At 66.9% G+C, this 14520-nt stretch carries 7 protein-coding genes; 6 read left to right on the top strand and 1 reads right to left on the bottom strand.

Annotation, left to right across the window (positions count from 1 at the left end; translation table 11 throughout):
• Positions 1-156 precede the first annotated feature (156 nt).
• The 3 genes from D7006_RS17915 to D7006_RS17905 all read left to right on the top strand — a co-directional run bounded on the left by D7006_RS17915 (position 157) and on the right by D7006_RS17905 (position 2990).
• Positions 157-1383, top strand: a complete 1227-nt coding sequence (locus D7006_RS17915) for a murein L,D-transpeptidase family protein (RefSeq protein WP_237354015.1) — start codon at positions 157-159, stop codon at positions 1381-1383.
• Between the two features lie 16 nt (positions 1384-1399).
• The gene (locus tag D7006_RS17910; protein ID WP_237354014.1) at positions 1400-2257 is read left to right on the top strand and encodes an FkbM family methyltransferase; all 858 of its coding nucleotides are present in this window, start codon (positions 1400-1402) and stop codon (positions 2255-2257) included.
• Positions 2258-2360: 103 nt separating this feature from the next.
• Positions 2361-2990: a Pr6Pr family membrane protein gene (locus D7006_RS17905; RefSeq protein ID WP_237354013.1), complete on the top strand. Its 630-nt coding sequence runs from the start codon at positions 2361-2363 to the stop codon at positions 2988-2990.
• Positions 2991-3041: 51 nt separating this feature from the next.
• On the opposite strand, the gene secA is transcribed toward D7006_RS17905, so the two are convergent.
• Entirely contained in the window at positions 3042-5822 is a 2781-nt protein-coding gene (gene secA, locus D7006_RS17900; RefSeq protein WP_237354012.1) for a preprotein translocase subunit SecA, read from the bottom strand.
• 430 nt (positions 5823-6252) lie between these two features.
• Here secA and D7006_RS17895 point away from each other — a divergent pair, with 430 nt between their 5' ends.
• The 3 genes from D7006_RS17895 (at position 6253) to D7006_RS17885 (ending at position 14405) form a co-directional block, all read left to right on the top strand.
• Complete coding sequence (locus tag D7006_RS17895) at positions 6253-7524, top strand: efflux RND transporter periplasmic adaptor subunit (RefSeq protein ID WP_237354011.1); 1272 nt, start codon at positions 6253-6255, stop codon at positions 7522-7524.
• Between the two features lie 27 nt (positions 7525-7551).
• Positions 7552-10761, top strand: coding sequence for an efflux RND transporter permease subunit (locus tag D7006_RS17890; protein ID WP_237354010.1), 3210 nt, complete (start codon positions 7552-7554; stop codon positions 10759-10761).
• Between the two features lie 218 nt (positions 10762-10979).
• Positions 10980-14405 carry a DUF2126 domain-containing protein gene (locus tag D7006_RS17885; protein WP_237354009.1) on the top strand — a complete coding sequence of 1142 codons (3426 nt, stop codon included), beginning with the start codon at positions 10980-10982 and terminating at the stop codon, positions 14403-14405.
• The last annotated feature ends 115 nt before the right edge of the window (positions 14406-14520 follow it).

The raw sequence follows: 14520 nt of genomic DNA, 5'->3' as shown, positions 1-14520 counted from the left end.
GCCTCCCCATCTTGGCCGCATTTGCCTTATTTTCTCCATCGAGCCGGGGCGACGTTCGTAACGTCGCGTCAAGGGGGACCGGTTAGCCTTCTCGGCCTGATTGGCCGGTCCGGACCCGGGAGTTTCGCGTTGAGCCGCTTAGCCACGAGCCGTCCGATGACGACCCTCTCCTCGCGCTTGCGCATGGCCGGCCTCGCCGCCTGCGCGGCCCTCGCCCTCGCGGGCTGCAACGCCACCGATTCCGAGGTCGCGCGCAAGGCCAACAAGCCGCTGACGCCGGAGATGGTGTCGCTGCTGGCCAAGAAGGACATGGCGCCTTCGACCCCCATCCTGGTGCGCATCTACAAGCAGGAATCGGAGCTGGAGGTCTGGAAGGTCACGTCGGAAGGCCGGTACGCGCTTCTGAAGACCTATCCCATCTGCCGCTGGTCCGGCGAGCTGGGCCCGAAGGTGGGCACCGGCGACCGGCAGGCGCCGGAGGGCTTCTACACCATCACGCCCGGCCAGATGAACCCGAACTCCAGCTACTATCTGGCGTTCAACCTCGGCTTCCCCAACGCCTATGACAAGGCCTATGGCCGCACCGGCGACTTCCTGATGGTGCACGGCGACTGCTCGTCCTCGGGCTGCTACGCCATGACCGACGACCAGATTTCGGAGATCTTCTCCCTCGCCCGCGAGAGCTTCGCCGGTGGCCAGCGCGCCTTCCAGGTGCAGGCCTATCCCTTCCGGATGACGGCGAAGAACCTCGCCCGCTACCGCAACAACCCCAACATGGCGTTCTGGCGGAACCTGAAGCAGGGCTCCGACCACTTCGAGGTGACGAGGCAGGAGCCGAAGGTGTCGGTCTGCAACCGCACCTACGTGTTCGATGCCACGCCGGCGCCGGGTCGCTCCTTCGAGGCCAGCCAGGCCTGCCCACCCTATCAGGTGCCGGAGCAGATCGCCTCGGCGGTGTCCGCCAAGCAGCGTTCCGACGACGCGCAGATGGCGGCGCTCGCCACCACCTCTCCCGTGGCCCCGGTGAAGACCGGCGCCGACGGCGGCATGCATCCCGTGTTCCTCGCCAAGCTCAAGGAGCGCGAGACCGGCCAGCTCTCCTACACCGAGGCCCCCGGCCGCCTGCCTGAATATGTGAACCCGCCGAAGGAGACGCCGGCCAAGCTCCAGGCGGATGCCCTGATGCGCGCCGACGACGGCGACGGCGCCCCGGCCACCACCGGCAGCACCGGCGCAGTGGCGGCACCTGCCGCGACGGCCCCCGGCGCCCCGGCCAAGCCCCAGCCCGTTGTCACTGCTGCGGCAAAGCCCGCCGCGGCCAGCGCCACCGGCACGCTCAACGGATCGTCACCGGCCGTGAATACCACTACTTTCTCGCGGTGACATTGGAGTGAGCCGAGTGTCAGACGTCGCGCCGTCCCCACTCGCGCTCCTGCTCCGCACGGATCACCTCACCCGGGTGGTCGATATCGGCGCCAACCCCATCGACGGGGATCCGCCTTACAAGCCGCTCCTCGCCCGGCGCCTGTGCCGGGTCGTCGGCTTCGAGGCCCAGCCGGAGGCGCTGGCCCGGTTGGGCGCGGCAAAGAGCGATCTCGAGACCTATCTGCCCCACGCGATCGCTGACGGACAGCGCCGGACGCTCCACGTCTGCTCGGCTTCCGGAATGACGAGCCTGCTGGAGCCCGATCCGCACGTCCTCTCCCATTTCCCCGGCCTCGCCGAGTGGGGGCGGGTGCTGGAGCGTCGGCAGATCGACACGGTGGCCCTCTCGGCCGTGCCGGAGATCGACGGCATCGAGATGCTGAAGATGGACCTCCAGGGCGGCGAGCGCGCAGTGCTGGACGGCGCCGGAGACACCCTGTCCGAGGCGGTGTGCATTCAGCTCGAAGTCTCGTTCGTGCCGCTCTACAAGGGGCAGGCGACCTATGGGGAGATGGACCTTGCGCTGCGGGCGCGGGGCTTCATTCCGCACATGATGGCGTCCACCAGCCGTCGAATGATCCTGCCCATGCGCGGGCCCGACGTCTACGCCACCCTGAACCAGCTGGTGGAGGGCGATGCGGTCTACGTGCGCAACTTCCTCCAGCCCGAAGCCATGACCACCGAACAGCTGAAGCACCTCGTGCTGATCGCGCATTATTGCTACCGCTCGTTCGATCTCGCCCTGAACGGCCTGCACCATCTCGCCCAGCGCGGCGCCGTGCCGGCCGATGCCGCCGGGCAATATCTGCGGATCGTCCAGACCGGCGGCTGATCTCCGCGGACGCGTGACTCATCCCGAAGCGGCCTTGCCGAGCGTGGAGCGTTCAGCCTACGCTTTTCGCGCGCCCCTGGGGGAGCGGCTGGGGAGGCGGGGAATGGGGCATGGTGTCTGGTGCCGGCGGATGGCCGCCCTCACCGCTGTCGTCGGCTGGGCGGCGCTGATCCTCCAGCTGGTCATCGTGGTCCAGAAGATGGCGGCCGTCGGCCAGGGCTTCGGCCCGGCGCTGTGGCGCTTCCTCGGCTTCTTCACCGTTCTCACCAATCTGGGCGTCGCCATCGTCGCCACCGAGATCGCGCTGGGCGGGCTGCACGCTCTCACCGGAGCGCGGGCGCGGCTGACGGCGGTGGTCTCCATCGTGCTGGTGGGCGTCATCTATGCCCTGCTGCTGCGCAACGTGTGGAGCCCGCAAGGCGCGCAACTGGTCGCCGACCGCCTGCTGCATCAGGCGGTGCCGGTGCTGTTCCTCATCGTCTGGCTGGTGGGGCCGCATGGGCGGCTGCGGCTGGCCGATACCGTGTGGGCCATGGCGCCGCCGCTGGCCTATCTCGTCTATGCGCTGGCGCGGGGCGAGGCGGACGGCTGGTACGCCTACTGGTTCCTCGATCCGGCCAAGCTCGGCGCGGAGAAGATGGCCCAGAATGCCGTGGTGCTGGCGGTCGTGTTCTTCACCACCGCGCTGATCTTCGTCGGTGTCGACCGGGCGATCGGCCACCGGCGCGGTTGATCCCGAAGACCCACGGCCCGGCGCGGGATGACCGCGCCGGGAAGCGCCGCCTCAGGCGAAGCGGCCGTGGCAGTGCTTGTACTTCTTGCCCGAACCGCACGGGCAGGCCTCGTTGCGGCCCACCTTGCCCCACGTGGAGGGGTCGTTCGGGTTGCGCTCGATCACCGCCACGTCGCCCGACAGCAGCGGCTCCGGACGGGAGCCGAGGGCCGCGCCCGCGAACGACATCTCGTCCTCGCCGGTGAAGGGATCGGCGTGGTGCGCTTCCATGGGGGGCAGTTCCTCCTCCATGGGCGGCTGGGCGACGATCTCCACCCGCATCAGCTGGGCGGTGACGACCTCGCGCAGGCGGTTCAGCAGCGCGGAGAAGAGGTTGAACGCCTCGGACTTGTACTCGTTCAGGGGATCGCGCTGGGCATAGCCGCGCAGGCCCACCACCTGGCGCAGGTGGTCGAGCATGGCGATGTGCTCGCGCCAGAGGTGATCCAGCGTCTGGAGAAGGATGGACTTCTCCACATAGCGCATGATGTCCGGCCCATACTGGGCGGTCTTGGCGGCCATCCACTCGTCGGCGCGGCGGATGACGCGCTCGGTGACCTCGGGGCCGGCAATGCCTTCTTCCTTGGCCCAGTCCTTCACCGGCAGCTCGATGCCGAGCACTTCCTTGATGGCGGTGTCGAGGCCGTCCACGTCCCACTGCTCGGGATAGGCGTTCTCGGGGATGAACTTGGCGACGGTCTCGGTGATGAGGGCGTGGCGCATGTCCTCCACGGTCTCGGCCACGTCGTCGTCGTTCATCAGTTCGAGGCGCTGCTCGAACACCACCTTGCGCTGGTCGTTGAGCACGTCGTCATACTTGAGGACGTTCTTGCGCATGTCGTAGTTGCGCGCTTCGACCTTCTGCTGCGCCTTCTCCAGGGCCTTGTTGATCCAGGGATGGATGATGGCCTCGCCTTCCTTGAGGCCGAGGCGCTGCAGCATGCCGTCGAGCCGGTCCGACCCGAAGATGCGCATCAGGTCGTCGTCCAGCGACAGGAAGAACTTGGAATGGCCGGGGTCGCCCTGGCGACCGGAGCGGCCGCGCAGCTGGTTGTCGATGCGCCGGCTCTCGTGGCGCTCGGTGCCGAGCACGAAGAGGCCGCCGGCGGCGAGCGCCTTCTGCTTCAGCTCCTCCACCTCGGCGCGGATGCGCGTCTCGGCGGCAGTGCGCTGCTCGCCCTCGGGCATGTCCTTCAGTTCGGCAGCGATGCGCATGTCGGCGGCGCCGCCCAGCTTGATGTCGGTGCCTCGGCCGGCCATGTTCGTGGCGATGGTGATCGCGCCCGGCACGCCGGCCTGGGAGACGATGTACGCCTCCTGCTCGTGATAGCGAGCGTTGAGCACCGCGAAGGCCTTGCCCGAGCGGTCATGGGCGAAGGCGGCGGGATCGGAGAAGTCGATCTGGTGGAAGCCGCCCTGCTTCAGCAACTCGGCCAGCAGCTCGGATTTCTCGATGGAGGTGGTGCCCACGAGCACGGGCTGGCCGCGCGCGCTGCATTCCTTGATGAGCTCGATGATGGCCGCATACTTCTCGCCGGCCGACCGGTACACCTCGTCATCGTCGTCGATGCGCGAGACCGGTACGTTGGTGGGCACTTCCACCACTTCGAGCTTGTAGATGTCCTGGAACTCGGCCGCCTCGGTGGCCGCGGTGCCGGTCATGCCGGCGAGCTTCTCGTAGAGGCGGAAATAGTTCTGGAAGGTGATGGAGGCGAGCGTCTGGTTCTCCGGCTGGACCTGGACGCGCTCCTTGGCCTCGAGCGCCTGGTGCAGGCCTTCCGAATAGCGCCGGCCCGGCATCATGCGGCCGGTGAACTCGTCGATGATGACGACCTCGTCGTTGCGCACGATGTAGTCCTTGTCCCGCTGGAACAGGGAGTGCGCGCGCAGCGCCTGGTTCACGTGGTGGACCACCGAGACGTTCTCGATGTCGTAGAGGCTCTCGGACTTCAGCAGCCCGGCCTCGGTGAGCATCTGCTCCATCTTCTCCATGCCCGCTTCCGTCATGCTGACGGTGCGCTGCTTCTCATCCACCTCGTAATCCTCCTTGGAGAGGCGGGGGATGTACTGGTCGATGGTGTTGTAGAAGTCCGAGCGGTCGTCGAGCGGGCCGGAGATGATGAGCGGCGTGCGCGCCTCGTCGATGAGGATGGAGTCCACCTCGTCGACGATGGCGTAGAAGTGCGGACGCTGCACCATGTGGGCGCGCTCGTACTTCATGTTGTCGCGCAGATAGTCGAACCCGAGCTCGTTGTTGGTGGCGTAGGTGACGTCGCTGGCATAGGCGGCGCGGCGCTCGTCGTCGTCGAGGCCGTGCACGATGATGCCGGTGGACAGGCCGAGGAAGCGATAGAGCTTGCCCATCCACTCGGCGTCGCGCTTGGCGAGATAGTCGTTCACCGTCACCACGTGCACGCCCTTGCCGGCCAGCGCATTGAGGTAGACGGGGAGGGTAGCCACCAGCGTCTTGCCTTCGCCGGTCTTCATCTCGGCGATGGAGCTTTCGTGCAGCACCATGCCGCCGATCAGCTGCACGTCGAAGTGGCGCATGCCGAGCGCGCGCTTGGCGCCCTCGCGCACGGTGGCGAAGGCGGGGACGAGCAGGTCGTCCAGGGTCACCTTGCCCTCGGCGAGCTGGCGTCGGAAATCCTCGGTGCGGGCGCGCAGCTGGTCGTCGGAGAGGGCTTCCAGCTCCTTCTCCAGCGCATTGATGGCCTGTACGCGGGGACGATAACCCTTCACCCGGCGATCGTTCGCGGAGCCGAAGAGCTTGCGGGCAAGTCCACCAAACATGGGTTTCTCTATTCCGTTCCGTCAGGTCTGAAGGAGGGCGGAGACGGACCGCCGGACCTCCGGGCAACGATGCGCGCCGTTGGACACCCGCAATGGGGCGTCAGCAAGTCCGAAGGCGGGGCAGGCGGGCGCAGCGAACGAACGCGCAGCCGCAACCGCCCCGCTTCCGCGGGCAGCGCACCATGCGGACACTTATGAACGGGTCGGTGCAATGTCAATGCGAGGGGCGTGCGGCGCCGTGCGCGGCGGTGGTTTCCCCAAGCGTTGCCGCGCTGCACAGGTGCGGCATCAATCTGCATGGAAAGCCCGCGCGGCCAATTCCTTTCATGGACACGCAATAACCCGCTGCTTAGTATCCGCCGCGTCTGATAGTGGGGGTGTTGGTATGGTGGGGGGTATCCGGGTATCGGGTCGGCTGGGCTGCGCGAGCGTGGCTCTCGGAGCTGCCTTCCTCCTGTCCGCGTGCGAGGAAAAGAACACCTACGTACCCCCGCCGCCGCCCAAGGTGACGGTTGCGACCGTGCTGGAACAGCCGATCACGCGGTTCCTTGAGCTGACCGGCAACACCGCCGCCATCAATTCGGTGGACCTGAACGCCCGCGTGCAGGGCTTCCTCACCAACATCAATTACAAGGACGGCGCCTTCGCCAAGAAGGGCACCACCCTGTTCGTCATCGAGCAGGACACCTACATCGCGCAGGTCGACCAGGCGAAGGCCACGCTCGCCGCCAACCAGGCGTCGCAGGTGCAGGCCGAGGCCGAGTTCAACCGCCAGAACCAGCTCGCCAAGCAGGACTTCGCCTCGCAGGCCGCCCTCGACCAGGCGCGCGCCAAGCGCGATTCCGCCGTCGCCCAGGTGGCCAATGCCGAGGCCTCGCTGCAGCTCGCCCAGATCAATCTCGGCTATACCCAGGTCAACGCGCCTTTCGACGGCGCGGTGACGGCCCACCTCCAGGACGTCGGCGCCCTCGTCGGCTATAGCGGCCCCACCAAGCTCGCCACCATCGTCCAGCTCAACCCCATCTGGGTGTGGTTCACGCTCAGCGAGCAGGAAGTGCTGCGAATCAAGGATCAACTGGCCAAGCGGGGGCGCTCCCTGACCAGCCTGACCCGTGACCTGCCGGATATTCCCATCGAGATCGGCCTGCAGACCGAGACCGGCTATCCCCACGTCGGCCGCATCGACTACATCGCGCCGCAGGTGGACCCCAACCTCGGCACGCTCACCGTCCGCGGCATCTTCCAGAATGACGACTTCGTGCTGCTGCCCGGCCTGTTCGCCCGCGTGCGCGTGCCGCTGGGTCAGCCGGCGCCGACCATCCTCGTTCCGGATTCCGCCGTCAGCTACAACCAGCTCGGCCCCTACGTGCTGACCGTCAGCTCCGACAATGTGGTCGGCCAGACGCAGATCACCCTCGGCCAGCTCCAGGCGGATGGCCTGCGCGCCGTGCTCAGCGGTCTGAAGACGACGGATCGCGTCATCATCAACGGCATGCAGCGCGCGGTGCCCGGCTCCAAGATCGACGTGGAGGTGGGCAAGATCGTCGCCATCGCCCCGCCGGTGGACGACGGGACCAAGCCTCTGCCGAAGCCGGCGGGTGTCGCACCGGCGGATGCGCCGGCCCGCGCGATCCCCTCGGTGCCGCCGGCTCCCTCTGCTCCGGCGACGCCGGGTGCGACCCCTGCGACGCCGAAGAACTGACCCGCCCTCGAACATGAGGCAGCGCCCATGATTTCGCGCTTTTTCATCGAGCGGCCGGTCCTCTCGAACGTTCTCGCCATGGTCTTCGTGCTGATCGGCCTCGTCTCGCTGATCCGCCTGCCGGTGTCGCAGTATCCAAACATCGTGCCGCCCACGGTGACGGTCTCGACCTCCTACCCGGGCGCCTCCGCCAAGACGATGATCGACACCGTGGCCCTGCCAATCGAGCAGCAGGTCAACGGCGTCGAGGGCATGATCTACATGCAGTCCTGGTCCGCGTCGGACGGCACCTACACGCTGGTCGTGTCGTTCGCGATCGGCACCGATCCCAACATGGCGCAGGTGCTGGTGCAGAACCGCGTCAACATCGCCCTCGCCTCCTTGCCGAATGCGGTACAGGCGCAGGGCGTGACCATCCTGCAGAAGGGCACCTCGATCCTCGAGTTCGTGACCCTGGTGTCGCCGGACGGCAAGTATGACGGCTTGTTCCTGAACAACTACGCCATCATCAACATCCAGAACGAGCTGGAGCGGGTTGACGGCGTCGCCAATGTCGCGGTGTTTGGCGCTGGCACCTACGCCCTGCGTGTGTGGATGGATCCCGACCGCATGCAGGCGTTCGGCCTGACCCCCACCGATGTGTCGAACGCCATCCAGAAGCAGAGCCAGATCGTCACGCCCGGCCAGCTCGGCATTCCTCCGGCACCGTCCAACGCGTCGTTCCAGTACACGGTGAACGTCTCCGGCCGCCTCGATGACGTGAAGGATTACGAGAACATCATCGTCAAGGTGGACAATTCCGATGGCGGCCGGATCGTGCGAATCCGCGACATCGGCCGCGTGGAGCTGGGGGCGCAGAGCTATTCCAAGGACTTCATGCAGGACAACAAACCTGCGGCCGGCATCGGCATTTTCCAGCTCCCCGCCGCCAACGCGCTCGACGTGGCCAAGCGCGTGGCCGCGAAGATGGAAGACCTGAAGAAGAGCTTTCCCGAAGGTCTCGACTACGCCATTCCCTTCGACACCACCCTGTTCGTGACCGCTTCCATTGACGAGGTGTGGAAGACCCTGTTCGAGGCGGCCATCCTCGTGCTCGTCGTCATCCTGCTATTCCTGCAGGATTGGCGCGCGACACTGGTGCCTGCCACGACCGTTCCGGTGACCATCATCGGTGCCTTCGCCGCCATGGACGCCATGGGTTTCACCATCAACCTCTCGACCCTGTTCGCGATCATCCTCGCCATCGGAATCGTGGTGGACGATGCCATCGTCATCGTGGAAGGCGTGGCGCGGCACATCGAAGAGGGCATGGCGGGACAGCCCGCGGCCGAGAAGGCCATGGACGAACTGTTCGGCCCGGTGGTGGGCATCACCCTCGTGCTGATGTCCGTCTTCCTGCCGGCCTCGTTCATTCCCGGCCTGTCAGGGCAGATGTTCAAGCAGTTCGCCCTTGTCATCGCGGCGACCGCCTTCATCTCGGCCATCAACGCGGCGACCCTTAAGCCGACGCAGTGCGCGCTCTGGTTGCGTCAGCCGGTGCCGCCGGAAAAGCGCAACTTCATCTACCGCGGCTTCAACGCCATCTATGGCAAAGCTGAGCATTGGTATGCCGGCCTTATCAGCCGTATGGTGCACCATTCCAAGCTGATGGTGCTCATCGCCGTCGCGCTCATGAGTCTCGCCGGCTATGGGCTCACCCGCATTCCCACGGCCTTCCTGCCCATCGAGGACCAGGGCTACTTCCTTGCCCACGTTCAGCTGCCGGACGCCTCGAACCTCAACCGCACCAAGAAGGTGATGGCGGATGTCTCCGAACGCATCCGCAAAGTGCCGGGCGTCCAGACCGTGCTGGCGATCTCCGGCATCTCGGTGCTCGACAACTCCTCCACCCTCGCCAATGCGGGTGTCACCTACATCACCCTGACCCCCTGGGATGTGCGCTACGCTACCAAGGGGCAGGATCTGCTCTCGATGTATGAAAACCTGAACAAGGCGGTGGCTGGCGTTGATGAGGCAGAGGTAGTCATCCTCGTGCCGCCGGCCATCCAGGGCATCGGCAACGCGGCCGGCTTCACCATGCAGCCGCAGATCCGCAACGGCAATTTCGACTACCAGCTGCTGGAGCAGATCACCTCGTCCATGGTGGACAAGGCGCGGGCGCAGTCGGCCCTCAGCCACGTCTCCTCGTCCTTCCGCGCCGGCGCGCCGCAGGTTCAGGTGGAGGTCAACCGGATCAAGGCGGAGACGCTGGGAATCACGGTCGGCCAGGTGTTCGACACCATCTCGGCCTATCTGGGCTCGACCTATGTCAACCAGATCAACAAGTTCGGCAACGTCTTCCAGGTCTATATCCAGGCCGATGCGGGCTTCCGCGTGACGCCGGCCGACCTGATGCAGCTGAAGGTGCGCTCGCCCACCCAGAACGCCATGATCCCCCTCGGGACCGTGGTGGACGTCAAGATGGTGCTGGGTCCGCCGCTGATCTCGCTCTACAATCTGTATCCTTCGTCCACCATCGTCGGCACCAACGCCGCGGGCTTCTCGTCCGGACAGGCGCTGTCGTTGATGGAGCAGATCGCCGCCTCCACCCTGCCGCCGGGCACGGGCTTCGAGTGGACCGCCATGTCCTATCAGGAGAAGGCGGTCGGCAATCAGATCTACTATGTGTTCGGGCTCGCCATTCTGCTGGTCTACTTCGTGCTGGCCGGCCAGTATGAAAGCTGGATCCAACCCCTGTCGGTGATCCTCGCGGTGCCGCTGGCGCTGCTGGGCACCGTCAGCGCGCTGCTCGGGCTCGGGGTTCCCAACAACCTCTACACCCAGATCGGCCTCGTGCTGCTGATCGCGCTCGCCTCCAAGAACGCGATCCTCATCGTCGAGTATGCCCGCGAGAAACGGGCGGAGGGCATGGAGATCATGGATGCGGCGGTGGAGGCCTCGCGCCTCCGGTTCCGCCCCATCCTCATGACCTCGTTCGCCTTCATCCTCGGCGTGCTGCCGCTGGTGTTCGCCACGGGTGCCGGCGCCAACTCGCGCAAGTCCATCGGCATCGCGGTGGTGTCGGGCATGCTCGCCTCCACCTGCCTTGCCGTGCTGTTCGTGCCGTCCTTCTACACGGTGCTCCAGCGCTTCGAGGAAGGCCGCAAGGGCAAGAAGAAGTCCAGCGCTGGCCATGCGCCGCCCGAGCCGCCTCCGGCTCCGGACGCGGGAGTGCCCCCGGCACCCGCATCTGCCTGATCCGGGCGCGTGCGCATTGCCTCTTCCTTCGGCAACTGCCCTCGATCGGGGCGGTTGCCGCCGCAAAGTCGCGCTTCCGCCCCTTGTCCGGCTTGTCTAACCTTGACCGGAAACAGGAGCCGTTCCCCGACCGTCTCTCGGACCCGCTGCCGATCCCACCGCTGAACCCACAGTCGATCCTATCCCTGGGCTGTCGCCCGCAGGACCTGGTGCCCTAAATGTCGATCCTCGCGAGCCTGCATCACGTCACGAGCTACACCTACGACCACCCGGTCTCCATGGGGCCGCAGGTCATCCGGCTGCGGCCGGCGCCGCACAGCCGCACCGACATCCCCGCCTATTCGCTGAAGATCTCGCCGGCTGACCACTTCATCAACTGGCAGCAGGATCCGTTCGGCAACTGGCTGGCCCGCATCGTGTTTCCCGAGCGGGTCACGGAGTTCAAGGTCGAGGTGGACCTCCTCGCCAAGCTCGACGTCATCAACCCGTTCGACTTCTTCGTCGAGGAATATGCGGAGAGCTTCCCGTTCGAGTATGCGCCGGCGCTGAAGGCCGAGCTCGCGCCCTATCTCGAGCTGGAGGATGAAGGCACCCTGTTCGCCGACTATCTCGCCTCCGTCCCGCGCGAGAAGACCCGCATCGTCGACTTCCTGGTCTATCTCAACCAGCGCCTGCAGAGCGAAGTCGGCTATGTGATCCGCATGGAGCCGGGCGTGCAGACGCCTGACGAGACCCTGACGCGCAAGCTCGGCTCGTGCCGTGACACCGGCTGGCTGCTGGTGCAGCTGCTGCGCCATCTCGGCCTCGCCGCCCGCTTCGTCTCCGGCTACCTCATCCAGCTCAAGCCGGACGTGGCGGCCCTCGATGGTCCCTCCGGCACCGACGTGGACTTCACCGACCTGCACGCCTGGTGCGAGGTGTTCGTGCCCGGCGCCGGCTGGATCGGCCTCGACCCCACCTCGGGCCTGCTGTGCGGCGAAGGCCACATCCCGCTCGCCGCCACGCCGCACTACAGCTCCGCCGCGCCCATCAGCGGTTATGTGAACGAGAAAGCCGAGGTCGAATTCGGCTTCGACATGCAGGTGGTCCGCGTCGCCGAGGCGCCGCGCGTCACGCTGCCCTTCTCGGATGAGACCTGGGCGGCCCTCGACCAGCTCGGCCACAAGGTGGACGAGGATCTCAAGGCTGGCGACGTGCGCCTCACCATGGGTGGCGAGCCGACTTTCGTGTCCATCGACGACTACCAGTCGCCCGAGTGGAACACCGAGGCGCTCGGCCCACACAAGCGCGAGCGCGCGGACGAGCTCATCCGCCGCCTGCGCCGCCGCTTCGAGACCGAGGGCGTGCTGCATTACGGCCAGGGCAAGTGGTATCCCGGCGAGACGCTGCCGCGGTGGTCCTTCGACCTGTTCTGGCGCAAGGACGGCCAGCCCATCTGGCAGCGCGAGGACCTGATCGCCGACGAGAAGGTCAATTACGGCGTCACGCCGGCCGACGCCGAGCGCTTCTGCAAGGCGGTGGCCGAGAAGCTCGCCGTGGGCAGCGAGTTCGTCCAGCAGGCGTTCGAGGACAACATCTATTACATGTGGAAGGAGCAGAACCTTCCCGAGAACATCGCCCCCGGCGATCCGCGCATGGCGGACGAGGTGCAGCGGCGCATGCTCGCGCGCACCTTCAATCAGGGCCTCGGCACCGCCACCGGCTCGGTGCTGCCGCTGCGCCGCGTCTGGACGCCGGCCGGCCCGGCGTGGCGTTCGGAGGAATGGACCTACCGTCGCCAGTTCTTGTTCCTGATCCCCGGCGAGAGCCCCATGGGCTACCGCCTGCCGCTGGAATCGCTGCATTATCTGGCGCCCACGCGCTATCCCTACATCGTCGAGGCCGATCCCTTCGAGCCGCGTGCGCCGCTGCCGGATGCCGCCGACTTCTCCGCCCGCTACAGCGCGGGGCAGGGCGGTGTCGGCGCGGGCACTGATGGCACGGACGCCGGCACGCCCGGCGGCCCGGGTAGCATGCCGCGCCATTCCATCGCCCCGCGCACCGAGGCCTACGGCGTCGGCGAGCGGGCGCAGGAGCTGGCGCGCGAATATCTCGCCAAGTACGACACTCAGATCTTCACCGCCGACACCCGCACCGCGCTCTGCGTCGAGCCGCGCAACGGCCGCCTGTGCGTGTTCCTGCCGCCGGTGGAGATCCTGGAGGACTATCTCGACCTCGTCGCCGCCCTCGAGCAGGTGGCCATCGAGCTCAACACGCCCATCCACATGGAGGGCTATCCGCCGCCCTTCGACTACCGCCTCAACCTCATCCGCATCGCGCCCGATCCGGGCGTGCTGGAGGTGAATGTCCATCCGTCCGCCAGCTGGGCCGGTTGCGTGGAGATCACCCGCATCCTCTATGAGGAGGCGCGGCTCGCCCGCCTCGGCACCGAGAAGTTCATGGTGGACGGGCGCCACACCGGCACCGGCGGCGGCAACCACGTGGTGGTGGGCGGCTCCACCCCCGCCGACAGCCCCTTCCTGCGTCGGCCGGACGTGCTGAAGAGCTTGCTGCTCTACTGGCAGCGGCATCCCTGCCTGTCCTATTTCTTCTCCGGCCTGTTCATCGGCCCCACCTCCCAGCATCCGCGGGTGGACGAGGCGCGGCACGACAGCCTGTATGAGTTGGAGATCGCCTTCTCCAAGTTCCCGGCACCCGGGCAGGGCGAGCCCCCGGCCCCGTGGCTGGTGGACCGGCTGCTGCGCAACCTGCTGGTGGACGTCACCGGCAACACCCACCGCACCGAAATCTCCATCGACAAGCTCTATTCGCCGGATGGCCCCACCGGCCGGCTGGGCCTCGTGGAGTTCCGCTGCTTCGAGATGCCGCCGGACTGGCGCATGAGCCTTGCCCAGCAGCTGCTGCTGCGGGCCCTCATCGCGCGGCTGTGGAACAAGCCGGTGCACGGCCACTGCACCCGCTGGGGCACCATCCTCAACGATCGCTTCATGCTGCCGCATTATGTCTGGCAGGACTTCCTCGACGTGGTGGAAGACCTCTCCGACGCCGGCTACCAGATCGATCCCGAGTGGTTCCGCGCCCAGTTCGAGTTCCGCTTCCCCGCTTTCGGCAAGGTGCAGCAGGCGGGCGTGGACATCGAGGTGCGGCAGGCGCTGGAATGCTGGCACGTGCTCGGCGAGGAAGGCGTGGTGGGCGGCACCGCCCGTTACGTGGACTCCTCCGTGGAGCGCCTGCAGGTGAAGGTGGAGGGCTTCAACCCCTCGCGCCACATCCTCACCTGCAACGGCCGCAAGGTGCCGCTGGCCCCCACCGGCCGCAACGGCACCTATGTGGCGGGCGTGCGCTACAAGGCGTGGCAGCCTTGGTCGGGCCTGCATCCCACCATCCCGGTGCACTCGCCGCTCACCTTCGACCTCGTGGACACCTGGAGCGAGCGCTCCCGCGGCGGCTGCATGTATTACGTCTCCCATCCGGGCGGGCGGAACTACGACACCTTCCCGGTGAACTCCTACGAGGCCGAGGCCCGTCGCCTCGCCCGCTTCCAGACCTTCGGCCACACCCCCGGCACCCTCGACGTGGTGCTGGAGACGGCGCCGGACGAGTTCCCGACCACCCTCGATCTGCGGCGCCCTGCCAGCGCCTGATCGCGCGACCGTGCCGAAGGTCCGCCGCAGGCGCGCCCTGCGGCGGGCGCAGGCTGGAAGCGCTCCGAAGAGGGGTGCATCTGGCGCCAGCACGGTCATAATGGAGAACCCGGAC

Origin of the sequence: Xanthobacter sp. YC-JY1 (assembly GCF_021730305.1) — a bacterium.
Lineage (GTDB): Bacteria > Pseudomonadota > Alphaproteobacteria > Rhizobiales > Xanthobacteraceae > Xanthobacter > Xanthobacter flavus.
This window is presented reverse-complemented; position numbering and strand designations above follow the sequence as displayed.

Excerpts from the sequence above, each read along its gene's own strand:
- D7006_RS17915 (WP_237354015.1), top strand. The coding sequence starts at position 157 with ATGACGACCCTCTCCTCGCGCTTGCGCATGGCCGGCCTCGCCGCCTGC.
- D7006_RS17905 (WP_237354013.1), top strand. The coding sequence starts at position 2,361 with ATGGGGCATGGTGTCTGGTGCCGGCGGATGGCCGCCCTCACCGCTGTC.
- secA (WP_237354012.1), bottom strand. The coding sequence starts at position 5,822 with ATGTTTGGTGGACTTGCCCGCAAGCTCTTCGGCTCCGCGAACGATCGC.
- D7006_RS17890 (WP_237354010.1), top strand. The coding sequence starts at position 7,552 with ATGATTTCGCGCTTTTTCATCGAGCGGCCGGTCCTCTCGAACGTTCTC.
- D7006_RS17885 (WP_237354009.1), top strand. The coding sequence starts at position 10,980 with ATGTCGATCCTCGCGAGCCTGCATCACGTCACGAGCTACACCTACGAC.